16 protein-coding genes, 1 tRNA gene and 1 pseudogene are annotated in these 26,348 nt (G+C 31.8%); 10 read left to right on the top strand and 8 right to left on the bottom strand.

Annotation, left to right across the window (positions count from 1 at the left end; translation table 11 throughout):
- The first annotated feature begins 2,123 nt into the window (after nt 1-2,123).
- Complete coding sequence (gene recQ / locus RGRSB_RS07410) at nt 2,124-4,256, top strand: DNA helicase RecQ (protein WP_119260490.1); 2,133 nt, start codon at nt 2,124-2,126, stop codon at nt 4,254-4,256.
- Between the two features lie 957 nt (nt 4,257-5,213).
- Here recQ and RGRSB_RS07405 read toward each other — a convergent pair.
- Nucleotides 5,214-5,657 (bottom strand): hypothetical protein, encoded by a 444-nt coding sequence (locus RGRSB_RS07405; RefSeq protein ID WP_232014495.1) that lies wholly within the window; start codon nt 5,655-5,657, stop codon nt 5,214-5,216.
- Nucleotides 5,658-5,814: 157 nt separating this feature from the next.
- Here RGRSB_RS07405 and RGRSB_RS07400 point away from each other — a divergent pair.
- The 3 genes from RGRSB_RS07400 (at nt 5,815) to gloA (ending at nt 7,550) form a co-directional block, all read left to right on the top strand.
- Nucleotides 5,815-5,887: transfer RNA gene (locus RGRSB_RS07400), tRNA-Ile, on the top strand.
- Between the two features lie 538 nt (nt 5,888-6,425).
- A complete protein-coding gene (gene pyrE, locus RGRSB_RS07395; RefSeq protein ID WP_119260489.1) occupies nt 6,426-7,031 on the top strand; it encodes an orotate phosphoribosyltransferase in 606 nt (201 codons plus the stop codon).
- A gap of 84 nt (nt 7,032-7,115) precedes the next feature.
- Nucleotides 7,116-7,550: a lactoylglutathione lyase gene (gene gloA / locus RGRSB_RS07390; RefSeq protein ID WP_232014493.1), complete on the top strand. Its 435-nt coding sequence runs from the start codon at nt 7,116-7,118 to the stop codon at nt 7,548-7,550.
- A 255-nt stretch (nt 7,551-7,805) separates the two neighbouring features.
- Here the strand turns inward: gloA and RGRSB_RS07385 are convergent, their stop codons facing one another.
- The 3 genes from RGRSB_RS07385 to RGRSB_RS10185 all read right to left on the bottom strand — a co-directional run bounded on the left by RGRSB_RS07385 (nt 7,806) and on the right by RGRSB_RS10185 (nt 9,862).
- Entirely contained in the window at nt 7,806-8,114 is a 309-nt protein-coding gene (locus tag RGRSB_RS07385; protein WP_119260487.1) for a DUF3181 family protein, read from the bottom strand.
- 49 nt (nt 8,115-8,163) lie between these two features.
- Entirely contained in the window at nt 8,164-8,367 is a 204-nt protein-coding gene (locus RGRSB_RS07380; RefSeq protein ID WP_119260486.1) for a hypothetical protein, read from the bottom strand.
- 1,318 nt (nt 8,368-9,685) lie between these two features.
- Nucleotides 9,686-9,862, bottom strand: coding sequence for a hypothetical protein (locus tag RGRSB_RS10185; protein ID WP_172582069.1), 177 nt, complete (start codon nt 9,860-9,862; stop codon nt 9,686-9,688).
- An 84-nt stretch (nt 9,863-9,946) separates the two neighbouring features.
- Between RGRSB_RS10185 and RGRSB_RS07375 the strand changes: the two genes are divergently transcribed.
- Complete coding sequence (locus tag RGRSB_RS07375; protein ID WP_119261008.1) at nt 9,947-10,711, top strand: DUF1350 family protein; 765 nt, start codon at nt 9,947-9,949, stop codon at nt 10,709-10,711.
- Nucleotides 10,712-12,265: 1,554 nt separating this feature from the next.
- Here RGRSB_RS07375 and RGRSB_RS07370 read toward each other — a convergent pair.
- The gene (locus RGRSB_RS07370) at nt 12,266-13,471 is read right to left on the bottom strand and encodes a glycosyltransferase (protein WP_232014490.1); all 1,206 of its coding nucleotides are present in this window, start codon (nt 13,469-13,471) and stop codon (nt 12,266-12,268) included.
- Nucleotides 13,472-13,928: 457 nt separating this feature from the next.
- Between RGRSB_RS07370 and RGRSB_RS11155 the strand changes: the two are divergent.
- Nucleotides 13,929-14,153 (top strand): annotated as a pseudogene (locus tag RGRSB_RS11155) (ferrochelatase); the annotation flags it as partial.
- 501 nt (nt 14,154-14,654) lie between these two features.
- Here the strand turns inward: RGRSB_RS11155 and RGRSB_RS07360 are convergent.
- Complete coding sequence (locus RGRSB_RS07360; protein ID WP_119260483.1) at nt 14,655-16,244, bottom strand: glycoside hydrolase family 57 protein; 1,590 nt, start codon at nt 16,242-16,244, stop codon at nt 14,655-14,657.
- A 297-nt stretch (nt 16,245-16,541) separates the two neighbouring features.
- Between RGRSB_RS07360 and RGRSB_RS07355 the strand changes: the two genes are divergently transcribed.
- The 4 genes from RGRSB_RS07355 to RGRSB_RS11150 all read left to right on the top strand — a co-directional run bounded on the left by RGRSB_RS07355 (nt 16,542) and on the right by RGRSB_RS11150 (nt 21,409).
- Complete coding sequence (locus RGRSB_RS07355; protein ID WP_119260482.1) at nt 16,542-17,723, top strand: histidine kinase; 1,182 nt, start codon at nt 16,542-16,544, stop codon at nt 17,721-17,723.
- 89 nt (nt 17,724-17,812) lie between these two features.
- Nucleotides 17,813-18,505 (top strand): hypothetical protein, encoded by a 693-nt coding sequence (locus RGRSB_RS07350; RefSeq protein WP_119260481.1) that lies wholly within the window; start codon nt 17,813-17,815, stop codon nt 18,503-18,505.
- Between the two features lie 1,784 nt (nt 18,506-20,289).
- The gene (locus RGRSB_RS07345) at nt 20,290-21,174 is read left to right on the top strand and encodes a ParA family protein (RefSeq protein WP_119260480.1); all 885 of its coding nucleotides are present in this window, start codon (nt 20,290-20,292) and stop codon (nt 21,172-21,174) included.
- Between the two features lie 79 nt (nt 21,175-21,253).
- Complete coding sequence (locus RGRSB_RS11150) at nt 21,254-21,409, top strand: pentapeptide repeat-containing protein (RefSeq protein ID WP_119261007.1); 156 nt, start codon at nt 21,254-21,256, stop codon at nt 21,407-21,409.
- 1,139 nt (nt 21,410-22,548) lie between these two features.
- Here the strand turns inward: RGRSB_RS11150 and RGRSB_RS07335 are convergent.
- Nucleotides 22,549-23,343 (bottom strand): PD-(D/E)XK nuclease family protein, encoded by a 795-nt coding sequence (locus tag RGRSB_RS07335; RefSeq protein WP_119260479.1) that lies wholly within the window; start codon nt 23,341-23,343, stop codon nt 22,549-22,551.
- A gap of 1,394 nt (nt 23,344-24,737) precedes the next feature.
- Entirely contained in the window at nt 24,738-26,096 is a 1,359-nt protein-coding gene (gene der, locus RGRSB_RS07330; RefSeq protein WP_119260478.1) for a ribosome biogenesis GTPase Der, read from the bottom strand.
- Nucleotides 26,097-26,348: the final 252 nt, after the last annotated feature.

The raw sequence follows: 26,348 nt of genomic DNA, 5'->3' as shown, positions 1-26,348 counted from the left end.
CACTTTTTTCTTTAAAAAATACTGTCAGTTGATAAACAAGATAATAGTGCTGTTTTTATTTTTGATAGTAGTGACCTAGATTACAAAAGATTTCGTTAAAGTCAATATTTAGTTTTATGTCTATAAGTTTTTATATAATTTATTTTCAACAGAATAATTTTTAACATAACAGTCAAAATAATTAAGCTTTTAAATTTTATTTAAAGAGCTATTCTAAATTTAAAAAAAATAAAAAATACACTAAAAACAATTTTAATTAAACTTATTAACAGTTAAAGATAGAATAAGTACTCCTAGAGTTAAGTTAATTTTTTGTCTAAATTACCTGAGCCAATACTCATCTATTTTACCAAAGTTAAGCTGATAGTGACTAAACTAGTAATTAGGATAATAATTACGTCTAAATTATAAGTCAAGCTAGCTGAGTTTAACTTATAATTTCTTTTTTAACTACTAATTACTAGTAATTTTTTATATAAAAACCTAGTGATATGATTTATTAATCAGACAATAATTGTCTTATCAACAATCGTGGCAGTACTGTTAAATAACAATCGAAATATAACGATCTTATTAAAGAATATAAATACAAAGTAAAATTTAAAATAATCAATTAAACTTTGTGCTTGTTTTAATTTTAGGTCGATTTTTTTAACGGAGACAAAAAATTCTTAAAAGATTATTACTCAGTAGTATTTTTTACTAAAAATCCTTCAAGGTTTTGATAAGAGGTTATTTTGAGTTTTTTATAATCAATAAGTCATGATTAGCTTTTTTATAAAAATTGCTATGTTTTTGGTCTAGTCTATTTGTTAAAAATTTAGGTCATCTATGCTGTCTATTTACCTCAATTATCCAAATTTTTTTGCGAGACTATTTTTATCGATTTTAGAATCTTTGAAATCCTTATCGTACCCATATTATTTATTGTCAGCACGATTTTAAATATTTTTGTGTTATCGGCTATTACCTTTACTTCTACCTAAAGTAGTTTTCCTTAAAAGGAGACTATATTATCGTCATTATAATGGAAATTATTGTATTAAAGTTAACAACTATTTTTGAAAATAATTATTAGCAATAGTAGATATTAGTTTGACTATTAAAATTACTTACTTTTTACCCTTGCACGGTTAAAGTAATTTCCTTAATTTTACCATTTTATATATTTTTACAGTACGGTAAATTTTTATTTACTTAGGATTGTTGTTCTGTTTATTTAAAGCATTTGCAGGAACATAATCTATTCCTACTAAAGTTTGATTATTAATCCTGTTTATTTTAGTCTTTTACTATGAAAATTACTAATTTTAAATTAGTTACCTCTCTAGAAAGAGAATAGGTAACATAACATCACTAACTTCACAAGTCTATTGAGTAAAAAAATTATTATAGTGATATCATAAACCATTGTATTTTATTATTTGATAATAACAAAATTAGAGTTAATTAGCCTTCTAGATATCAATTATTATTTAATTGTTGGTTTTTATTTAAATTTAGCAGTTTTATTTAAATGATGTGATCAAGAATTTAATTTGTAAAATAAAATAGCTACTACTAAATTTTATCAGTTTATCTATCAACTCCTTTTTCATAAAACTCACTATCTTATTTTTATTGTATAGATTTGTATAAAAAAGAATTTAATTAGAAGTGTAAATCATGGATAAACTAACTACTGTTGTCTATTCAAGCAAAGAAATTCTTGAGTGTATTTGAGATTAAGTTAAATAGAAACTCAAGGTAAGTTAATCATAAGTTGAAATTTTTCTAAAAAAATTATGATAGATTCAAAGCTGGGAGTAATAACCTCAACTTTTTTCGTCGAGGGAATAGATAAGTGACTAGAAAAAGTATAAAAAACTTAAAAAATCAAGTTTGGGCGTTAATTGTTCTTTTGTTTGGTGCTATTCTTACCGCTACTAGATTATTTTTCAAGGTAAACCGTTAACTAACAAAGCTAATCTGATATATCAGATTAGCTTTGTTAGTTAACGATGGTAAAATTAAAGATAATGGATAGAACATAGAGCTAAAAAAGCTCATTTTAAATAAATTAACTTGTTGACTTGGGGTGTTGGGAGAAACAATAGTAACTCCTTCTGACTCTTTCTATGATAATGTCTCAATCTAATTCTCTCGAACAGTTCTTAAAACATTTTTTTGGTTATGATAGTTTTCGTCCTGGACAAGCAAAAATCGTCGAAGAAGCCTTACAAAATCGTGACTTATTAGTAATCATGCCGACGGGGGGGGGGAAATCCCTTTGTTTTCAACTGCCTGCCTTGCTAAAACCTGGTTTAAGTGTAGTAATCTCTCCCTTAATCGCCCTCATGCAAGATCAAGTAGACACTCTGTTAGATAATGGCATTGGGGCAACTTTTCTTAATAGTAGTCTCAGTTCTCAAGAAATACGGTCTCGTGAACAAGCAATTGTTCATGGCAAAATAAAATTGCTATATATTGCCCCGGAAAGATTATTAAATGAAAAATTTGCCCCTTTTTTAGGTTTTATTTTTCAAAAAATAGGTATTTCTGCTTTCGCAATTGATGAAGCTCATTGTGTGTCTGAATGGGGGCATGATTTCCGCCCTGAATACCGACAATTAAAGCAACTTCGTCAATGCTATCCTCAAGTTCCTATGTTTGCTTTAACTGCAACAGCTACCAAGCGGGTGCAAGAAGATATCATCAAACAGTTAGGATTGAGACAGCCAAGAATTCATATTGCTAGTTTTAATCGTCCTAACCTTTACTACGATGTAAAACCTAAAGAACGCCACAGTTATAATACATTACTGACCTATATTCGTGGACAGAAAGGGACAGGAATTATCTATTGTCTGAGTCGTCGTTCAGTAGATAAAATTGCCCTTTATTTACAAAAAGATGGAATTGAGGCTTTGCCCTATCATGCAGGAATGAATGATCAGACAAGACGATTAAATCAAAACCGTTTTATCCGAGATGATGTGCAAGTGATAGTAGCAACTATTGCCTTCGGAATGGGCATTGATAAACCTGATGTTCGCTTCGTTATTCATTATGATTTACCCCGTAATTTAGAAGGTTATTATCAAGAGTCAGGACGGGCAGGAAGGGATGGAGAACCAGCAAAGTGTACTTTGTTTTTTAGTTTATCTGACCTCAAAAGAATTGAATATATAATTAATCAAAAAACCTCCTCTCAAGAAAGGAAAGTATCCCGTCAGCAGTTACGTCAAGTAGTAGACTATGCTGAAGGTGTTGACTGTCGTCGCACCATTGTATTACGGTATTTTGGGGAAAGATTTTTAGGAAAGTGTGGTAACTGTGATAATTGTCTTAACCCAAAACCGACAGAAGACTGGACAATTGAAGCACAAAAATTTCTCTCTTGTGTTGTCCGTTGTAATGAAAAATTTGGCATGACTCATATTATTGATGTCTTACGAGGATCAAAAAAGCGTAAAATTGAACAATATGGACATCATCTTTTGTCAACTTATAGTATTGGAAAAGATAAAAGTTTAGCTGAATGGAAAATGCTTGGGCGGTCTCTAATTCATCAGGACCTATTAGATGAAACTAGCGATGGATTTTCAGTATTAAAACTCAATAAACAAAGTTGGGAAATTTTAAGAAAACAGAGAAAAGTAAAGATTTCAGTTAATCAAAAATCAGCCTTAAAAGTCTTAACAGATAATGAATACGTGGCAACTGAGATTGAATTACTCTTTGATCGATTAAGACTTTTAAGGAAGCAGTTAGCAGACAGTAATAATATAGCTCCCTATGTTATTTTTTCCGATTTAAGTTTAAAGCTAATGGCACAATTAAAACCTAAAAATATACAAGAATTCTCCAAAATTTCTGGAGTAACTGACTTTAAAGTCAATCAATATGGAGAGAAATTTTTGTTAGAAATTAGGTTGTTTTTTCGAGGACAAACTTCTATAAATTCTCTACCGACCCAAAGTAATATGGTTACTTTACAGCTATACCAACAGGGATTGGATACGGCGGAAATCGCTAAGAGGCGAGGGTTGAAAGAAAGTACCATTTACTCTCACCTCTCGGAATTGATTGAAGTAAGACAACCAGTAGATATCGATAAATTGGTTCTTCCAGTTAGACAAAATATTATTGTTCAAGCCATCAAGAAAATTGGGGACAGCACCCTAACTCCTATCAAAGAATATTTAGGAGATGATTACAGCTACAGTGAGATTAAGTTAGTCAGAGCTTGGTATCGAAGGAAACAACAACTTTGACACTCTTAGAGAATTCTAAAAACCAATCATTTTTACTTAACTTATGTTATTCGACTGTCAAGTTTTGTCCTAGTAGTAGATTTTTATCTGAAAGAAAAGCAAAGAGACCCATAATATCTAGGTCCCGATTTGTTTAGGAGATCTCAGTCTTTTGACCGTAAGAATTGATCAGCAATTCTATCTTAAGAATACTGGAAAGGTATTCTTATATATCTATTTATAGAAACTTCAAATTATTGTTTTTAGAATGGCGTCAAATCACAAAGTCAAGACACAGGAGAAAATTTTTTATTCTGTGTCTTGACTTTGTGATTATCTAGCTTTACCCAGGCTGCATTAGGAGAGTGATAGTTTCCACTCGGTAACTTTAAAACGTTTGAAGAACTTAAAGACTTCACCTAGTTGTATTTGACGATTCTAGATATTTAAGTCGGCAACATAATTCGCTTTCTTTTGCTCTACTCTTGTTACCAACAGGGGACATGATAATTATTTCCCCTGTTGAACAGCGTTCCATTGCAATGTTATTATTGGCCATGTATCATTCATAGAACTGCTTATGATTCAATTTTAAGACTAAGAATTCTAGATTTAAGTAAATGTTAATTTTATCGGTTTTTTTGCTCCTATTTTTGATTTTTAACAATGCCATATCATGGATTTGGTAAAATTTATAAAGATGAGTAGGATGTCAAAAATTTCTATTTTTTCAAAAAAACTAAACCTCAATTTAAACAAGACTTTCATTACTTTTAAAACTTACTTCACAAATTATCTCTAAGAAAGATTAGAAGGTGTTATCTAACAACAGGGATTTTAGCCAGTTTTAGGTTTATTTTCTTGTCATCACAATCTGTCATATTAATCAATAAACCTTTCATATCATTCATTAGAGAACTAGAAATTTTTAAAGCCTGCATTATTGGAAGGTTATTCATCGAATAAACTTTTTAACTCTTAATAAGATATTGCATTTTGATTATTAGAATCAGTAATTTCTAAACTCACCCCGCCATCCTGAATCTCAGTAAGGAAATTGCCTATTAATACATTTTTAGACTGAGAGGAATCTAGTTTATTTTGTGATGTTTTCTCGGATTTTTTTTTCTTAGTTTTTTTTGATGATAACTTAGAACCAGATTTCTTTTCTTGAGCATGAATATGGTCATAGACCTTAATCAAGATCATTTTCTCGTCAACCGGTTCAAATTCAGTGGGTCGAGTGGATGATTTTTTTACTTTTGTTAACTTTTTAGCTGGATTAGCAGTCGGTTGATCAACCCCTTGTAAGGCTTTATATCCAGCTTTATAGGCAATATAAGCGCTGGCTGTACTAACTCCAGACATAACCAACAAAAGTGGTATAGTCCATTTAATGGTAGAACCAATTGAGATTGTCATAATTAATAATCAAGTCAATATATCAAAAAGGCGAAAGAAAAACTTCAAACAAGGCTGACTAAGGACTCTTGTGCGAGCTATATTAGCTATAATAAGAGTATACTCTAACGATAAGCAAGTCAACCAAAGCAGTCGACTTCTTATGGATTAGGGACTGCCAGGGTTGGCCGAGCGGTTGAGGCAGCAAACTCATAATTTGCCCAAGGCAGGTTCAACTCCTGCACCCTGGACTTAAACCCTTCTAGGTTTCTGAGAAGTGATCGGGATTAGTTGCATTATGATGTTAATTTGAGCATAAAGTATAGTTGATTCATAGAACAGATAGGAAAAGGTATATTGTACCGAATTATTGACAGTATTGGCTGGATTCAGCGCTGAAGTTCCTGAGTCTGAAATTTTCCACCTCGAAGTATCCCAGTACACAGTTTCAAAGGTTTTGTAATTGTTAATTCTCGATTATATTCTTTAACGCCTGATAAGATTCAGTTAATAGAAGAAACATCCCGTAATTGTTTTATACTCTAGACTTGTTGTGAGGTTGTTTGATAATCCCTAAATTAAACTTAAGGTCGGTCCAAAGACTTTGACTTCATCAAAAGTATGGTTCGATAAAATATCAACCCATACTTCAATTGTCAGAGATCTTGACTAGAGCATTGCTTAATTTTAGCGAAAGTTCAAGCTATAGACTAAAGTGTTTATCTTTCAAGTCGCAACATTCGGAATCTAGAGACATCATTGTTGATAATTTTTCCTTAGGCTTTTGCTATGCAATCTAATTCTATCAATACCTTTTGTGTCAAAAAAGCTGATTTATCTGTATTGCGTCAATATCTTTTAAAATTATTCGTTGATCATGCCTACGCTGAAGGTAATTTTCTATTATCGTCCCAACAAAAAAGTGCTTACTATATCAATGGAAAACAGGTAACCCTAAGAGCTGAGGGGGCTGTGATAATTGGTCGATTGTTATTATCTATGCTACCTGAAGATACTCAGGGGGTGGCCGGGTTAACCTTGGGAGCCGATCCAATTGTTACTAGTGTTAGTACGGTTTCTGCCTATGAAAACCGTCCTATTCCTGCTTTAATAGTCCGTAAAGAGTCCAAAGGACATGGGACTCAATCTTATATTGAGGGTCCAACACTCGAAGATGGAGCTAAGGTTGTGGTTTTAGAAGATGTGGTAACGACAGGTAAATCTGTCATGCTAGCGGTGGAAAGGTTGCGGGCTGTTGGTTATAAAGTTGATAGAGTCATTGCTCTTGTAGATCGTGAACAAGGAGGAGCTTTTCGTTGTGAGTCCCAAGGACTAGAATTTAAAGCTGTCTTTTCAATTACAGAACTTCAAAAAGTTTATCAAGAAAAGCTTTAATAGTGAATAGTCAATAGTTGACAGTGCAATATCGCGGTTAAGATGGAGACGAAGAAATACAAACCAAAGGAGCGTAAATTGCCCATGCGGATATTGCACACTATGCTGCGGGTTAATAACCTGGACGAATCCCTTAAGTTTTATTGCGATATTTTAGGGATGAAATTGCTGCGTCAGAAAGATTATCCAGACGGCAAGTTCACTCTAGCCTTTGTAGGATATGGAGATGAGTCTGAAAATGCAGTCATTGAATTAACCTATAATTGGGGTCTGGATTCCTACGAGATCGGAAATGCCTACGGACATATTGCCTTAGGCGTTGATGATATATATAAAACCTGTGAAAAAATCCAAGAACTTGGAGGGAATATTACCCGTAAACCAGGACCGATGAAACACGGTTCAACAGTCATTGCTTTTGTTGAAGATCCCACTGGTTATAAAATCGAGTTAATTCAATTAAGTTCCCACAGTTCAACCCAAAGAGAAACCACCTTAAGAGATGCTAACCTTTTATGACAAGGAATTGTCTTAGGTTTTTGCGTAAAGTGGGCAGTGGGCAGTGCCCACCCCTCAGGTCAGTTGATGAAGTCTCTTACATTGCTTGTTGTCCGAATACTCTTTTCTATATTTTCGTTATAGCTGTGTTTATTCCGCAGACTCACTCCCTACCTTATGAATGGGTTGTTACAATTGAATCTAAATGTTGTTATTAATACAGTTCCCACTATAATAAACAAGACTTTTAGTTATTGTAAACAGTTAAACACTTGACTATTGATTACGTTGATCTTCTTGAAGAAGATTTATTAAAGTTGCCTTACATTGGGCTGGTAACAAATCTATTAAAGAAACTTCGAGTGTTCCTCCTCCTAAAGGAACCTTTATATCACGAAGAATAGATAATACTTTGTTTTCACTTAATTTATGGTTTTCTATGAGAGGATAAACCTTTTCCGCCACTTCGGTATGGAGATGGGCTTCTGCAAGATAGAGATGCCATTTTGCGATCTCGATATAGACGCTTCCGCCAATTTTTGCAGCGAGGGTTTCAATTGCTTGAGTAGTAGTGAAATTAGCCATAAGATTCTTCTGAATGATCTGTAACCATCTCAGTATTAAGTGAGACGACCTAACAACTAATAATATTATCGCTTATACTTCGGTAAACCAAGTAATCTGAGTTAACCCGGCTTGCTTGAAATTGTAAACAAACTGGATACTGGAGTTGGACAGCGAGAAAAATTCTGACACGAACCGTATAATTCATTCGATCATCAAGACAACAGAATTTAGGAGCAGTGCGATTAGGTTTACGAGACCAGAGAGAAAACATAAAAAATAATCAAATAGTTAGTATATGGCAACTATAATATACATCGAATTTCACCAATAGTCTTCTCTACAATTTGTCGTGAGGATAGTGCATCGAGTTTTATTCAGTGTTTAAGCTTTTGATATTTTTCTAGTATAAATTTCTTAATTTTTATATCTATTCGTGTAACCTTAATAAGACTAGTTTGAGGGAAATTCAAGAAGCCAAAGAGTGTGAAGCTCTTTCTTGTTTAGAAGAACATTCAGTTTTTCGTAAACTTTTTATAATTCTTGAAATTTTATAGAGTTAAGAGAACTTTCTAGATGAACCCTTTAAAAAGTTCTCTATTGATTTTCAAAACCAGAAGAATTTTTCCATTCTCATTATGTTTGATAAACAGGTATTTCATCCTATTGCTGATAATTTTTCACTTTTACTAAGCCATCGTGGCTGAAGCCGTCAGGTTTCTAAAAGTATCTGGTGATTATAAAAATTATTCATTCCAATATCACTTATTTTTAAATTTATTCAAGCTCATTAAAGCCATTTAATTTTATCAACTTTTAAGTAGAAATTGTAATCTAGTTATCACACTTTCTATTAACTTAGTTATTTTCTTGATATTCCTAAATAATTAAGTCTTGAAGACTGTAGAGTCGATAAACTAAATATTATGGTAGTTGCTAATTAAGTGGTTACTAAGAACTCGGAGAATATTGGTCTATTTACCTGTTGATGAATGTATTGATCAATTTAATAAAGTTATTTCACATAATCTTTACAGAAAAGTTAAAAAATCCTACTTTTTGAGAGTAGTTCCTTGTAGAGTAATTAATATCTATATCTTGCTCTTCTTTAGAAGAGCAAGATATAGATACAGAGAAATACAATAACAAACAATAAGACCGTTAGAAAAATTTATAAAAGTATAATATAATGGCTAATTGTAAGCTTAATTAGCCATTAAACAATATACTAGATTATATCTGATATATTTAACCATTATTTCCCAAATCATTTAAAACAAAGTTGATTCATAAAAATTTTCTCTTAAATTTTATTAAAAAATGGTCTATAAAATATAGTTAAGTAGTCACTTAACTATATTTTAAATTCGTGTTTTACTTCTATAAAAATAGGAAATTTTTTATTATTAAAAGTTGACTAGTAGCCAATTCATATATATTTTCAATATAAAACAATCTCCTTATTTACATCATATTTTACTCAAAAATATTAGATTTTTGATTTACATGAATTTTTTTAATGCTTTCGTTATGTCATAAATAATTAAAGTATCTATAAAAACAATGATGGTAGTTTTTACTTCCACTGTAATTCATACTGGTTTAGCAGTTGCTAAAACTTCTCCTTCCAGGAGATTTCCTGCTTCGATAGCAGTCAAGGTACTCTGGGACAATTCGTAATCGTTCGACGGAGACACTTGACGACAGGTAGAGATTTGAGCGTCTTTTTGAAAATTAAGACGGAAAAAGTGAGTATTAGAAGTTGACATATTATAGTTATTAATAGCGGGTAAATTGAGCTATAGGACGTATATTTCTCTTGTGATTATTTGATGTTCACTGCGCAAATTAAGATGGAATGGCGGAAAATCTCTGGGAGTTCAGTCTTGATTCCCTCTCATCCCATTATGATGGTTCATTTTCTAGGAGGAGCTTTTGTCGGAACTGCTCCTGATTTTACCTATCGTTGGCTATTAGAAGAGTTAAGTAAGTCAGGTTGCGCTGTAATCGCTACTCCATTTGTTAATACTTTAGACCACTTGGCAGTCGCTCGTAATGTTCTTAACCGTTTTGAAAGTATTTTAGATCGTCTCCATACCAGAAATGTTCTTGAACAACGTTATTTACCGATTTATGGCATAGGACACAGTATGGGGTGTAAAATCCATTTATTAATTGGGAGTTTATTTGAAGTTGAAAGAGCAGGTAATATTCTAATATCTTTTAATAATTATCCGGTACGTCGTGCAATTCCCTTTCTTGAACAGATTGACATTGACAATTCGTTAAATTTAGAATTTACCCCTTCCCCAAAGGAAACTAAGATTCTTATTGCTAAAAATTATAAAATTTGTCGTAACTTACTTATCAAATTTAAAAGAGATGATATTGATGAAACTTTAATCTTAAACCCTATGTTACAAGAAAGATTTTCGAATATGGTTACTTTATTACATCTTTCTGGGAATCATTTAACCCCTTTAGGACAAAGAATTAAGTGGCAAACAGGAGATTTTTTTTCTCCCTTAGATGCGATAGTACAATGGACACAATGTAATTTATCTCACGATTTATGTAAACTGAAAGAGGAAGTTTTACGCTGGTTAAATTTTGAATAATTCTATTAAGAATTGATTATAAAATTTTTTGTAAAACTTTATATTTTTTATGTTATGTAAGGTTAATAATCTTAGTTAGTTTTTCTTAAAAAAAATTAGTAAAAGTAGTTTAGAAATTAATCTTTGTAAGAGTTTACTTCTAAAATAAAAAAATATCTTCCAAAATTACAAACTCTTTTCTTTTAAAGACTTTACGTATACGAGACTGTTTTCTTCTTTTAAAAAAGCAAAATTTATTTTGTCCAGATAAATATCTAATACTTAAAATAAATTATCTTCTAATCTTAGACTGTTAATACTTTAATTGATAATCACTACTATTAAATATAATCTGTCTTAAGTAAATTGTTGATCGTAAGTTAACAAATTATTTAAACCCCGATTATATTAATTAGTAAAGTTTTTTATGTCTGAAGGATATTGACTTTACTCCCCATTCCACAATCTTTTAAGATGATTTTTTTTAGAAAAGACTTATCTAGATAATCTGATTAAATAAATTTAATCAATAAAAAAATATCTCGTGTATCCATACAGTAACATTTAAATTTTAAATTTCTCTTTTTTGTCAAAAGCTACTAAAATGGTAAGTATTATATATAACTAAGTAAATAGCTATAAGTAAATATCAGTAAACTAAATTATTTTATATCTCTACATTTACAGTTATTAGGATAACGTATTTAATAAAAATTCACATTTCTTACAAAAAAAATCTTACTAAATTTAGTTATCAAAATACATTTATAATAAGAAGTGAATAATTTAGATAAAGACAATGAATATAATTTTTACTGTTCCGTATCTTTGTTAACCAGAACTAAAAAATTTAGATATAAAGAAGATAAAATTACTTAAAAAAGCTCAGATACTTTTGCTAAAGTTTGAAATAAAAGTATAAATAATCTATCGTTTTTAATAAAAAATATTAACAATATAAAATATATATATATGTTTTTTATGAATCTAAAGTAGGATTAGAGTCAGTCATGGAAAACGAGACTCAATCAGTAAACACTCTTTCTCGGAAGTCAATCTTAAAATTCATATTCACAAAATGATTGTACTTATACTTGTGAAGATAAACTTACTTGTCTCATTTTTTACTGTACCATTCTCTTGATTATGTCACTTGTCCTATGGAAATGATGTGTTCAAGTCTTAGACTTGAAATAAAATCACTTCAAAAAATTTTTATATTACCCAAAGAATCAAAAAGTTTGAAAATACTATATAAATAGTGTTAGCCTCATTTGAGATAATGATAAATAATTGTAAAAATTATCGAATTTATTTTTCTAAATTTTGCAGATAACGAACTGTTGAAATATACCACAATTATTTATTATCTAGCCTAGATCTAGTGAATCAGTAACTAATAACTTCTAAGATTTTTATTATTATAAAAAATGTGTTTTATAACTTCAAATCAAAGAACTTAATTTTTATAGAAGTAAAAGTTTTGTGATTTCAAAAACATTATAAAGCAATACTTTTAGTTCTTATCTATTAAAAATTAATTTTAATTAGTCTAGAAAATTATTATCTTTTAGACTAATTATAGTCTTTCCAAAGCCCTATTTTTTTTAACTTACTTCGCAATTCTTCAGCTTCTTTATAAGAATCTTGCTCCTCGTAAAGACTAACTGCTTTTCTAAATACTTCTGTACTTTTAAGTATTTTTTTTAACTTAAATAAAACCACTCCTAAATTCTGATAAGCAGCTGCGTAATTCGGACTTAAAGATAATAATTTATTGTAAATTACTTCTGCATCAGCTAATTTTCCCATAGTATTGAGGCTCATGGCAAAATTATAATATCCTGTAATAAAACTTGGATCTATTTGTATAGTTGTTTCATAAGCTTTAGACGCACTTTTTAAGTCTCCCATAGCTTGTAAAACAACGCCTAAATTATTGTATGCTCCTAATTTTAAAGGAGGCATTATTTCTTGAGCTAGAGCTTTTTGATAATGTTTAACAGCCTTACCATTATCTTGTTGCCTTGCATAGGCATTACCTAAATGGTAGTGTAACTCAAATAAAATATGAGAATTAGCTTTATTGGATTTTAATGCTTGTTTTAGTAATTTTATTCCTGCTTTTTTTTGGTTTATCTGTAGATAAAGTGCGCCGAGTTTGCTACAAGCATAGGGATCATTAGGGTGATCTTTGATAAAATTTTCCATTGCTTGTCGCGCCCTTTTATACTTATCTAAGGAAACAATAGTTTTAGGATGATAACCATAATGAAACACTGCTATTGCCGGAAATTCCATAATTTTCCATCGAGATTCCCGTTTTAATAACTCGGTAACACTGTCATCAATAATGGCATGGTAAGGGCGAGAAAATTCAATCGCTGGATGCTTCCGAAATAACCGGGATACCAAAGAGTAAGGAGACTGAGACGCACCAATTTCATGACGAACTAAATTAATCACTAAATTATTTTCATCAGCAATTGCTTCTCTAACTTGAGAGGCAATTTTCCGGTTAAATACTTCGTCAGCATCTAGAATCAACACCCAATCTCCAGTAACATAACTAAGAGCTGCATTACGAGCAATGGCAAAATCATTACACCATGTAAAGAAATAGACTTTTGCTCCAAATTCTTGAGCAATTTCTATCGTTTGATCAGTTGATCCAGTGTCTAGTATCACCATTTCATCTACAATATCTTGAACGCTTTCTAGACATGTAGTCAAGTTTTTTTCTTCGTCTTTAACAATCATACAAAGACTGAGTTTTATCATGGCTTCTTAATTTTTCAACTATTTTGTATTAAGTAAACTGATTGATTGTGGCTTTTCTATAAAAGATAATTTGTAGTAAACAAATTCAAGCGCAATTGATCCTTAGTCAAGTACAGTTCAGAGCAAATTTATCTAAGTATAGAAAGTATTTACATGCTCAATTAAGGTTTTCTCTCTATTGTCATTTTTCTGTTGTTGGGTTATCGCACTCATCTTTAATCTTAATATAAAGAAGTATTAAACATAGTAAAAAAATGTTACGAGATTTGCCCTAGCCTTAGGTGTCAATATTTTTTAAATATATATTTTTCTTTCTCTATTATCTTTACTGTAGTTAAGATTTTCCAATGTCTCCCATATTTCTAGACTATTTTCAGTTTATCCCTAAACAGAGAATATTAAGCTGATAGAAGTTTTAAGTCTAGACCTAACTTACCATAGGAGTTTTGGCTCTCACTCAATAATTGCGATTATTTTGATAAATCATGATTTTCCTAATAAAGTAAAAAGGTTCATTTCTGGAATTGATGAAAGTCAGGCATTATATGACTTGGTTAGAAAACGATTAATTAAGAATTTTCTTTTAATTTCTGTAGGCCGATTAAACGATCAAATCCCTATGATTAAATGGACGCAACCTAATGCAGATTTAGCTACTAAAAATTTGATAAATTTAGAGGCTGATTGATCTTACTTGAGTGGAAATGCCTTATATCAACGAATATCTAGAATCTTGTTAAATGGCAGCAAATTAGGCAGGTTTTCATATTGTTGACTTGTTGAATAAGCAAGCATTAACGATAAATCCTTCGTTAGATTTAGGAAATTTGGAAGTCAACGACAATGATGACCATTATTATTACCAATTTAGCAGTTTTATTATAAAACTGAGCACTGTAAAATGATCCTAGTTATTTAAAACAAGAAAAAATCGATAAGTTATATTGCTACGCACAAGGCAGAAAGTATTAAGTAGGAGTCAATAGTTATTAACCTCTACTTGCTAGTTATGTTTTAAAACTTATGCAGGTGAGCTACCTATGATTTTTGCTTCATTAAACTCATCTAGTTTTCAGTCATTTCTTATAAAAAACGCGAGATTTCCGTCTACACGTATCTGTTCCAAATATTTGTTTAAAGTTCACTGACTATTCGACTATTCGGATTGCATTCTAAATCAAACTCATACAGGTCGGTAGACTCGATAGTTAATTTCAGGAAAAATATTATCAATATTCTCGACTTTTTCTAACCAACCTGAGTCAATTTTTTGTTCCTTAACATCATTATAAATCTTGTTAAACCGAAGTAGATGTGATCGTGTACGATGAACTGCATAAGGAACCATGGTTCCTGTCCGCATAATAAATGCCCAGTCGGAAGATTGAGCCAACAGTAGTTCTCGTGCAGCCTGATTTAACGCTCTCCATTGTAACTGATCAGAAGGTTCTAGGTGACTAAGTTCAATCATTCGTTCTGTTGCTTTGTGGAGATGAGGATAAATCCAGGCATTGGTATGATTCAACCAGTATTCATGAAAACCCCTATAACCCCAACTCGATTGAGAAAGACGACAGACTTGTTGAGTAGGATTATCCTGTAAATACTCCGCCAAATGGGTCATATTAAAAGTATTTTGATCGTACCAAGCCTTACGGAAAAGATAATCAATAAACCAAGGTCCTTCATACCACCAGTGACCAAATAACTCTGCGTCATAGGGAGAAACAACAATAGGGGTACGTTGCATGATTGCCGCTAAATTACTTATTTGTTGTTCTCGATTATGTATAAAGTTTCCTGCGTGTTCTGCGGCCTTTTCCCGCGCCCAGTAGGGGTCATAGAAAGTCTTATCTGAAAGTTCTGCCTGACGATCGGTAATTTTATGGTATTTGATGCCTGTATTTTTCCGTTGACCGTTAGGCATAATATAAGGTTTGATATACTCGTATTCAGCTTCCCAACCTAAATCCTTATAAAATTCTCGATATTCAGGGTCTCCTGGATAACCTATCTTAGAAGACCAGACTTGTTGAGAGGATTCATGATCTCGACCAAAGGCTGCTACTCCAGTTTCCGTAAAGATAGGGGCATAGGTTCCGTAACGGGGGCGAGGACGGGCATATAAGATACCATGGCTATCTACCAGAAAGTAACGTAAGCCAGCATCGGCTAACATTCTTTCTACTCCCTCATAATAGGCACATTCAGGTAACCAAATTCCTTGAGGGGGACGGCCAAAGTTCTCCTCATAATGCTCGCAGGCCACCTTAATTTGTGCCCAAACTGCTTCTGGATACATTTTCATCAAAGGAAAATAGCCATGAGTCGCACCACAAGTGATAATCTCCAGGTTATGGCTATCAAAAAATTGTTTAAACGCAAGGACCAAATCGCCGTTGTAACATTCCCAAATTTCCCGAATTTGACCAAATTCTCTAGCATAGTATTCAGCCAAATAACGAAGATGTCCGTTATGTTCGTTGCGGACAATTTCATTTTCGATCAGTTCTTGTAACCGAGCTAGATGTTCATCGTAGCGTTTTTGAAGTAAGGGATCTCTGAGCATAGAAACCAACGGGGGCGTTATGCTCATAGTCATTTTAAAGTCAATTCCGTCCCGTCTTAACCCTTCAAAAACATAAAGGAGAGGAATGTATGTTTCTGTAATAGCTTCGTAGAGCCATTCTTCCTCTAAAATATAGTCACTTTCTGGATGACGAACAAAAGGTAAATGAGCATGGAGGACAAGGGCAACATAGCCAAGAGCCATAATAATTTCGAAGATTTTATGATTTAAGTTTTTTCGGTTGAACTTTAAGAGCGAGTACCATATATTTTATAGTCTCTTTAGATTCTAAAATAGAAGGAGCATGAAAAAAATTATTTATACATTTCAGTGCGCCTTCTTCGATTATCTTTATCTGATGGGTGTCAGTCGGAGAGATTTGGATTTCTGGCTTAATTGTCTAACTATGCCAATAGACATTAGGATCAATCCAATTCGGTGTCTTCAAGTCCTGTTACCGATCAACTTGTTTACCTTGTAAGCCTATAGTCTTGACTTCCAGTGCTAGAACCTACCAACCTCGAAACAACATTTGGATCTGACATATCTTCATCGACGTCGATTCAGCTTTTGTTGTTTGTCGATGAGCGTCCAAGCTCCTATGAACACATTCAAAAAATCCAACATTACTTTAAACAGCTAAAAGCGGACTTTTCATATCAACTGCAAGTCATTGAAATCCCTAAACAGCCCCACCTAGTGGAACATTTTCGTCTTGTGGCTACTCCTGCCTTAGTGAAAGTGTCTCCAGAACCCAGACAAACCTTAGCGGGAAGCAATATTGTTAACCAACTTAAGAAATGGTGGCCGAGATGGCAATTAGCTCTCGAAGAAAGTCGTTCTGACGCTAATAACAATGGACAAATCCAGAAACCAATCTCTCCCAATCCCATTAACTCCCTAAGTCATTCGGTCGAACTGATGCGGTTATCCGATAAAATTTTTCGCCTCAATCAAGAAAAAGAGGAACTCATACGACAACTAAAATTCAAAAATCAAGTTTTAGCTATGCTTGCCCATGATTTGCGAAGTCCTTTGACAGCCGCGTCTATCACCGTCGAAACTCTCGAACTCGCTCAAAATCATCAAAATCTTCAACGCAGCGCGGAATTGAAAGAAGAACTTTACCAGCAAGCCAGAAAACAATTTCGTATCATGAACCGTTTAATTACAGATATACTACAAGCATCACAAACAACAAAAACGGGATTAGCTGTTCATTGCCATGATATTTTATTACAGGTGTTATGTGAAGAAATCCTAGAACAGTATACTAACTTATTTGAAGAAAAATCCTTAGTTTTAGTGAGGGATATTCCTCAAGATATTCCCCTAGTTTATGCTGATGAAAAATTGATTCGCCAAGTGATCGTCAATCTATTAGATAATGCAATTAAATATACTCCATTAGGAGGAAAGGTCACTGTTTCAATTCTCCACCGCACCACTCAAAAAGTTCAAGTCAGTGTCTGTGATACAGGGCCAGGTATTCCTGAAGGGAAGCGGGAGAAGATTTTTGAAGGTTACTTCCGCCTCAAGCGCGATCAAGAAAAAGAAGGTTATGGGTTAGGCTTATCTTTATGTCGAAAAATTATTCGCGCTCACTATGGACAAATTTGGGTCGATAGTGTCTTCAACCAGGGTAGCTGTTTTCAATTTACATTGCCTGTTTGTCGTCAATAAATACCCTAAAAATTAAGGTGTATTGATGAAGATTTTGGGCTCTTAGCTCCCTAAGCCTACCAACATATCGCTGTATTTTAAATCTCGAAATGCACAAGGTTATTGTTATTGTTAATGCTGAGGTAAACGCACAAGGAGCTATTTCTCTAGGTTCCCCTGCGACAAGAACTATGGTAACAGCTCTACAAAGAGCTATCTTGGCTGATTCTGACTCGACCGAGGTTGACGTTATCTCAGCGGCTTCCTTGTGGTCTAATAACTTGACTTATTCAAAGTCTAATTCTAATCTCATTTACTGTCCCCTAACCATTGAAATTCCTCCTAAATTTTCATTTCCTGTGCAAAAACTCTATCAGACTTGTCAAGATATCCCAGGATTACAACAATGGGTTGAACAAAATTTAGGATACAAAACCAGTATTCGAGATTCTTGGTTAGGAGATTTGTGGTTACCTATCGTTGTGACAGGTAAACAAATGTTGTATGGTTCAGTCATTGGTGAAGGAGCAATTCCTAATTCTTATGAGCAACCGGTTGAGTTGGACCGTAGAGTGGAGAAATCTCTTCACTCTCTAGCTCAGGAATTATTAACTTCCCTTGATGCTCCTCCCTCAGTCTATCTAGTCCAGTTTCGCTTATTGAGTAATGAGATTATTTTTGACCGGCTCTGGCCATTTCCAGCAGCTCCAGCTATCGCTTCTCTAAGATATCAACAACCCAATCTATTTATTTGTCATTGGTATTGTCTTACTCAAAAACCTATCGTACAGGTAACAACTTAATGAGTTAAATTTTTATAAGTTTTGAGAAGAGGAATATAGTCGATAATTTCGCTATTGTAAAGCTACAAATAATCCTAGAAAATCCTTTATAAGTATAAGTTATAAATCAACTTATACCTCAGATCCTAGTTCAATTTTATGAATCTTCTCCCTCAACGCGAAACAAAATTATTGCTGTTTTTGGGAAGGGCTTTTCTATTTTAATCGAGTTCATTGCTATCTTACTTTTGGGCTCGATTGTGGTTCTGTTTACTATGCAGGAAAGTAGATAAACTACTTAAACAATTTAACATTGATAACAGAATTACTAACTAGATTGGCAACCGACAAGAAGATAAATTAATCCTCATTGAAAAACAAATCATTGAATTGGTAAATTTGTGTATTGACTAGTTTTCTTATTTGCAGTGGTGTGGCTTATTTAAACACTCTCAATATACAATTGATATCACAATTACTCAATGTCTTAATCGCAGAAATCGCAACTTTTCCACCAAAATTTCTCAAAGCTAAAATTTTACCAGGTGTTGCTTAGTATTAGCCACTTTTAATAAAAAAATCGCGACTTTCTGATTCTAGTTTACTTAAAGTATTAATGAACGATTACAGTCACCAATACAAGCCTCAGACTAAGACAATCAAATTATATCGATGAAATACCATTAGCAATGTCCTTTATGAGTTTATCTCTCTTCTGTTTTTACTATCGCTCTTCAGTCTCCTCATATAGGGAACATTAGTCCATGTTCAGAAGTTCATTGACGATTTATGTTCTAGGGATTCTGCCTAATATTCTAGTGGCGATAACTTAACTTATTAGGGTAGTTAGTTGGTTGGAATCACTATTCAGATAATGCGGTGCGTTGTTAGGGATTTTGAGAACTATTTTTTCATACCTTAATCTTAATTCCAGTGGACATTATCGCTCTTGATATACTGTAGATTGCCACTATTTCCTAATCAGCAATCGCTCTATTTAATCAAATATTAAATCATATTACCTACATTAGTTACAATTACAGTATTTTTAGCAATTGCTTATAAGTGTAGATAATTTCCTTCGTAAATGGTGAATAATCTTCTAAATCAATATTGAGCTTAACAATATTTTGATTTTGCAATGGTTGGGACTAACTGAGTTGGAGGTTGTCTTTTCTACACCTGAAACAACAGCCATAGAATCTAAAGCAAGCAAAACCCGGTTAACAACTTCCAGTCAACCCTCTCAGACTTTTTGGAAATCATTATCTTAGTAGTGGTAATGTTAGAAGCTACCTGAACAGCCGTTAATATCCTATGAATAGAAATACTTGGAACTGTCTTTGGTACTTATATTGCTGATTTAACTTCAAGTATTTATAAAGATTGTCATTTTATCCTTGAAGCTATATTTATCCAATTTGGCTTTCAGTTTAATTATTAGTTCAGGGACCACTAAAGTTAATTTTCTCAACAATACAGCTCGAATTTCTATTATCATTTTTGTAGTTATTATGGCACTCTACAACAGATAAGACTGGCTCCTGATATTGTAAATCTAGTATTTTATTTATCAGTAAGATCACATTGTGGCGGCAATTATTCTCGCTTTTAGATTAGGAGGATATAAAGTAGCCGCGGGACAATTACGAAAATGGTTAAATAATTTAAAAAAAAATTAAAAAAACAAATAAGTTGATTGAGCATAACCTTTTCCAATTAACAAAGAAGTTAATCTCTAGCGATTCTGATACACTAATCCTAGTTGAAGCATTTATTTTTTGTCTTAACAAGGAATTTTATCAATGGGATTAGTGATTAGTACCGTCAACATGAAAGGGGGAGTCGGTAAAACGACCCTGACAGTTAATTTAGCCACCTGTCTGGCTAAATATCATGGAAAGCGAGTACTGGTGTTAGACTTAGATTCTCAAATTAGTGCAACCCTCAGTCTAATCTCACCTCATGAGTTTGCCAAAACAAGAAAAAAACGTCGCACCTTGAGCTATTTACTCAATAACATTATTAAACCAAATCCTTATAGTAAATTGGATGTTCATGACATAGTTCAACCTTATATTTGCAATATAGAAGGGTTGGACTTATTGCCGGGAGACTTAGAACTTTATGATGAATATGTTATCTCAGAAATTTTACATAAACAGGCAGCAACCGTTGGCAAACCTGATTTTGAAACAGTGTGGAACCACTTTGAACGAGTCTTGATTGAGAAAATTATTACATCGGTTATTGAACACTACGACCTAATTATAATGGATTGTGCTCCTGGTTACAATTTATTAACTCGAAGTGGTTTAGCCGCTAGCCATTATTATTTACTTCCTGCACGTCCTGAACCTTTATCAGTGGTGGGAATGCAGCTTTTAGAACGACGCATTGCTAAACTCAAAGAAAGTCATCAAAAAACTGATCCTTTAAATTTACATTTATTGGGCGTTGTGTTTATTTCATCAGGAGGAAGACTATTCAGCCGTTATTATGACCGTGTTATCAAAAGGGTTCAACAGGATTTTAACCCTTATCAGTTGTTTGATACTCTAATTCCTATGGATGTTAATGTGGCTAAAGCAGTTGATAGTTTTCGTCCCGTAGTAACAGCTATGCCGAATTCTAGTGGTTCCAAAGCTTTTATTAAATTAACTGAAGAGTTTTTAAGTAAGCTACCTTAATTATTAATGGTGTAAGTTTAAGAAAATTAATATGTAGTAATATCTTTTTTCCATAGAAATACTGACATAATCAAAGTTAATTTTAGAAAGTACTAATCTAAACAAAGCCAATTTAAACATAACTTTTTATCGTAAAACTAACTCCCACAATGTAGACTTTACCTCTACTATTTGTTTGAATGTCATGTTAAGGAATACAAACTTAAGTAATACTTTTCATATCAAGCTGGTTTAAGTAGATATGATTCAAAAAAGATGAATTTTGAGTAATGCTTATCTCATTAGGTTTTCCCTATCTAATAAGTAAGCAAGCTTAAATAAGTCTACAGTTGAAAAGTAATTAAAGAATAATAATCACTTAATATAAACTTTCTTAAAGAAAAGCTAATAAAAATAGAAAAATAAGTATTATCAAAGTTAATTTACGACTTCTTTTAAAAAAAACGAATAAAAATTATAATTTTATGTGTAGATTTAAGAGGATCTAAAGTTAGAGAAATTTAAAATAGGGCATGACTCTCACAGAATGTTATTAAGAAAATTATTTCTAGATAAATAATTTAAGAAATAGAATAATTATAATTCTATACCAGAAATAAAAACAAAAAATAAAGAATGTGTTTTTGATTTTTTAAAATGAGATTTAAAAATTAAAAATAGATAAAAAATATATAATTCTAAAATAAAAAAAGTTTTAATTAATCTAGGAAATAATTTACAAAATCTTTGGAAAGATTATAAACATAGAAAAAACTTTAAGACAGAGTTAAATCTTATGTAAATAAGAAGACTCAGTTGATAAACATAGAAGAGCTAAAAAAATTAATTGGGAAAGCAAAGAATTATATTTATATACTCTATTAACTCATAGCTCAGAACTAAATATAACGGATAATAGAATATAAATATAATTTGGCTAACGCATTCAAATAAAGTATTTATCGAAAACCTCTAGGAAATATAAATTCAAGGAATATAAATTTAACTTTGATTATCTGAACATAAAAATATAAATTAAGTTTAATTAAATAAAAACTAAAACTTTTTAAAAAAATGATTAGGAAAAACTAACTTAACAATAATTACTTCTAATAAACGAAATATTTAGACAAATTAATAAGTATTGAAATATTCAATACAGATAAGTCTAATTAAACACGGTTTAAACAACAATTAACTGAAATCATAAAAATCAAAATTGAAATTATAACCTCAGAGATTATCTGGAGAAACATTATTTATCTTTCAAGAATATACATACCATGAATAAGACTGATATAAAGCATAATTTTTTAGTATTTATTGACAAAAATTTATATTTCCTTATACTAGCTATTTCTGAACTTTCTAACTACCAATAATTAGAAGTTTTTACTATAGAGAAACTTCTTGGATTTCTTCAATTATAGATAGCCAATCTTTTTTTACTTCATTTAGTTTTTTTTCCTGAGATTGCTCAAAACCCAATAGCTGAAAATGAGGGCAGCTTGTTCGACAACTGGCAAGATGAGGAAAATTAATGTTTTCTTGAGTATATTCATTTAACCAATTATTGAGTTGGTTTAAAAGTATTGTTAAATCTTCATAATTTTTTTTATGTTTATCTCTATCATAAAAAAATGTCAAAGATTGCGGTTTAGTCGGAAGTTTCACAAACCAATAAGTTAGAGAAATGTCTTCAGGTGAATAGTTAGACGTTTCCACTAATACATATAAATAAAGTCGAGTTTGCCAATGATTAGCTAATTTTTCAGGATTTTCTGGTTTAAGATAGGTTTTCCAATCTAAAATCTCAGCTTTTTCTGGCTCAGCAATCAATAAATCATAAATAACAGTTAATAAATATCCTTTAAACTCAAAATTACGACAATGTTCAGCTTCTTTCCAACTATTTTTAGAAGGATGTCTCAGGTTAGGGACAGCATTAATTAATGCGTTTAAAGAATTCTGCATTTGTTTGTCTTGAGCCACAAGCAACTCAATTGGTAATCCTAATTCATTCTGTTGCATTAGCTGGTGAAATTGATTTCCCCAGGATAATTTTTCTTGTTTTTCTGGACTTAAAGGAGTACCCAATTGTTCTAGATAAACACGTTGGAATTGAGGAGGACAAGTTTCTAATAAATTCAAATGAGATTGAGACAGATGAATTAAACTAATATCTTTCATTAGATATAAAAATCGATAATTTTCTCGTTGGCGAATTCTAAAATATAAAAATCTTAAATTTAAGACTGATCCCTTTAATTTACTAGTACCTGAGCTTTTACTTATAACTTAATGGATACGGTTTTGACCACTAAAACAGCTAGCTTACTAATAAATTTTCCTCTTTTACTTTTATATAAAAAATAATATAATTTTCTGACATTCATGAATAAGTATCTTACGGCAATCCTCATCAATGATTTATTATATATTTTAATGATTATAGATCATATCACAATTATGGAATAAATGGCGTGATCAGATCATAATACTGACATTATTCTCTTTTTTTAAAAAAAAATCTTAGTTAGTTTGATTTCACCAATATTGACTTTAAATGTGCGAACATTTAAGACACTAATTTTTATATACAAAGCTAATTTAAGTAGGGTTTTCCCTCATAAGGCTAATTTTCTTTGAGTAAAACTGATCTAAAGTAACTTAACCTCAATAATTGCTATTTAAGATTTAGACTTAGTTGATAGTAATCTAAAAAAAATCAACTTATAAAAAAACTAATTTTAGTAATTAGACTTTAATTAGAGCTAATTTATCTAAGTGTTGATTAAAGTAATTATCTGGTTTTTAATAATACTCTAAAACAGACTAAATTAATAGCATTTATTTCTGATAATAAGGTATTGAATACCTTAACTAAGGGTCAAGTAAAAAAGTTAAAATCAATTGAAAAATAAATACTATCTCTAATTGTTATAATAAACAATTTACTAAAAAGAATTTTAGTTTAATAGATAAAATAAATTGTATAAACATCTTAAAACTTTTGATTTCAAAGTTGAAGTTATAATCTCAGTACTCATAATAAATACTCTGAAATAAACGCATTAAAATTTCACTTTTAATAATCTACGAGTCTATCTTGTACAAAAAGTTACCTTTTTATCAAAAGGCAACTTTTTAAAAAATACTGAAGCTTAAACAATTGTAAGATTTTAAGTGTTAACAGATAATAAATTAAATAAAATTTATGCTTCAACCTATGGGGTAATTAATTATATATTTTCGTATATTTTTATCTATATGGTTGGGGGAACTGGTAAGATTTTTAATCTTAAACCGATTGACTTTACTACTACAATTTATTTCTTTAAGTATTAGTTAGTTTTTAACCTTTAATATTGTATTTTAATACAATAAATATCTTTCCTTGATCTACTAAATGTATCACTTATACTTTTTCTATTTTTTATTTAGGTTTAGTTATTTATAATATTGACCACTACCATTCTAATCAGCCATGCTGACTTATTTTAATCTGAACAAGTTTACCTTTATCTATAAAGTAAAGAATATATTTTCTTTTAAATTTTAGTTTTTATCTATATTTTATATCTTTATACTTTGGTTGCTCGGTTAACAGTTTGTTCAAGATCTCGAACTTTCTTTCCCCTCCATAGTAAACGAATAGGAGTCCCCGGAAAACCTAATTGCTGACGGAATTGACCTTCAATATAACGACGATAATTATCATTAAATCGTTTCGGCTCATTTACAAATAAAGCAATAGTTGGTGGTTGACTCGATACCTGAGTTCCATAATAAATTTTTCCTTGTTTTCCTTGACGATTTGTAGGAGGAGAATGCCAACTAACTGCCTCTTGTAAAACCTCATTGATTACAGCTGTACTCACACGACGACGGTGTTCCTCAGCTGAATTTTTAACTAAATCGAGAACTTTTTTAACTCGTTGACCTGTCATTGCGCTGACAAAAATAATAGGAGACCATTCCATAAAATAAAGTCGAGAAAATATCCTTATTTTATATTCATAAATGGTATATGAGTCTTTATCAACAGCATCCCATTTATTAACTACAATTACAGCTGCGCGACCTTCATCGATAATTCTGTCTGCTAATTTTAGGTCTTGCTCTGTTATTCCATCGATTGCATCAATCACAAATAACACAACATCAGAACGGCAAATGGCTTTAAAAGAACGATTAATACTAAAAAATTCTGCTCCATATTCAACATTCTTTTTGCGACGAATTCCTGCCGTATCAATTAACCGATAGCTTTGTCCATCTTGTTCAACAACCGTATCGATAGCATCTCTTGTAGTTCCTGAAATAGGACTAACAATTGCCCGGTTTTCTCCTAAAAAAGCATTCAAAAGACTAGATTTTCCTACATTAGGACGACCAATAATTGCTACACTAATTTCATTGGTATCGGTTAATTCTTCGGGATGAGGAAGATAGGGAATTAAATCGTCTAAAAGTTCTCCTGTCCCACTACCATGAATTCCTGAGATTGGATAAGGATTTCCTAATCCTAATTCCCAAAATTGTGCCGCTTGAATAATTCCCTGTTCCACAGATTCACACTTATTGACAGCTAACAACACAGGAACGGATTGTTGACGTAACCAACTTGCAATTTCATGATCGCCAGCCGTGGGACCAGTTTGTCCATCCACGACGAAAATAGTCGCACTTGATTCCTTTAAAGCAGCCATGGCTTGTTCTCGAATTAACGGCAAAAACTCCGTGTCATCTTCGAATACCAATCCTCCCGTATCTACTACCTGAAAATCTCGATCTTGCCAAAAACAAAGCCGATAAGTACGATCACGAGTAATTCCTGGCTCATCATAGACAATAGCCTGCTGATCCCCTGCTAGCCTATTAACTAAGGTTGATTTGCCTACATTAGGCCGTCCGATAATAGCAACAATAGGTAGTGGCATAATTTTTATCTCAATTCTCAACAAAAATACTATGAGTTTTCTTAATTAACTAAGGTACACTTTGATTGATCTTTCATTTAGTGATTCTGTGAAAACCAGCAACTTGAAAATCAATAACATTTGTTTGCTACATATGCGGTATCTCCAGCACGGAGGGTTAATGAAATAAAACAACAAACCATAATGAGTAATGGAAGATGAGAATTATGTCTACCTAATAACAGACTAGTACTTTAATGATGCTTACCATTT

Source organism: cyanobacterium endosymbiont of Rhopalodia gibberula (assembly GCF_003574135.1).
Taxonomy (GTDB): Bacteria; Cyanobacteriota; Cyanobacteriia; order Cyanobacteriales; family Microcystaceae; genus Rippkaea.
Note: the sequence above shows the minus strand (reverse complement) of the source record. Positions and strands in the feature narration are given on the sequence as shown.

Excerpts from the sequence above, each read along its gene's own strand:
- recQ (WP_119260490.1), top strand. The coding sequence starts at position 2,124 with ATGTCTCAATCTAATTCTCTCGAACAGTTCTTAAAACATTTTTTTGGT.
- RGRSB_RS07405 (WP_232014495.1), bottom strand. The coding sequence starts at position 5,657 with ATGACAATCTCAATTGGTTCTACCATTAAATGGACTATACCACTTTTG.
- pyrE (WP_119260489.1), top strand. The coding sequence starts at position 6,426 with ATGCAATCTAATTCTATCAATACCTTTTGTGTCAAAAAAGCTGATTTA.
- gloA (WP_232014493.1), top strand. The coding sequence starts at position 7,116 with ATGCGGATATTGCACACTATGCTGCGGGTTAATAACCTGGACGAATCC.
- RGRSB_RS07385 (WP_119260487.1), bottom strand. The coding sequence starts at position 8,114 with ATGGCTAATTTCACTACTACTCAAGCAATTGAAACCCTCGCTGCAAAA.
- RGRSB_RS07380 (WP_119260486.1), bottom strand. The coding sequence starts at position 8,367 with ATGTTTTCTCTCTGGTCTCGTAAACCTAATCGCACTGCTCCTAAATTC.
- RGRSB_RS10185 (WP_172582069.1), bottom strand. The coding sequence starts at position 9,862 with ATGTCAACTTCTAATACTCACTTTTTCCGTCTTAATTTTCAAAAAGAC.
- RGRSB_RS07375 (WP_119261008.1), top strand. The coding sequence starts at position 9,947 with ATGGAATGGCGGAAAATCTCTGGGAGTTCAGTCTTGATTCCCTCTCAT.
- RGRSB_RS07370 (WP_232014490.1), bottom strand. The coding sequence starts at position 13,471 with ATGATAAAACTCAGTCTTTGTATGATTGTTAAAGACGAAGAAAAAAAC.
- RGRSB_RS07360 (WP_119260483.1), bottom strand. The coding sequence starts at position 16,244 with ATGGCTCTTGGCTATGTTGCCCTTGTCCTCCATGCTCATTTACCTTTT.
- RGRSB_RS07350 (WP_119260481.1), top strand. The coding sequence starts at position 17,813 with ATGCACAAGGTTATTGTTATTGTTAATGCTGAGGTAAACGCACAAGGA.
- RGRSB_RS07345 (WP_119260480.1), top strand. The coding sequence starts at position 20,290 with ATGGGATTAGTGATTAGTACCGTCAACATGAAAGGGGGAGTCGGTAAA.
- RGRSB_RS07335 (WP_119260479.1), bottom strand. The coding sequence starts at position 23,343 with ATGAAAGATATTAGTTTAATTCATCTGTCTCAATCTCATTTGAATTTA.
- der (WP_119260478.1), bottom strand. The coding sequence starts at position 26,096 with ATGCCACTACCTATTGTTGCTATTATCGGACGGCCTAATGTAGGCAAA.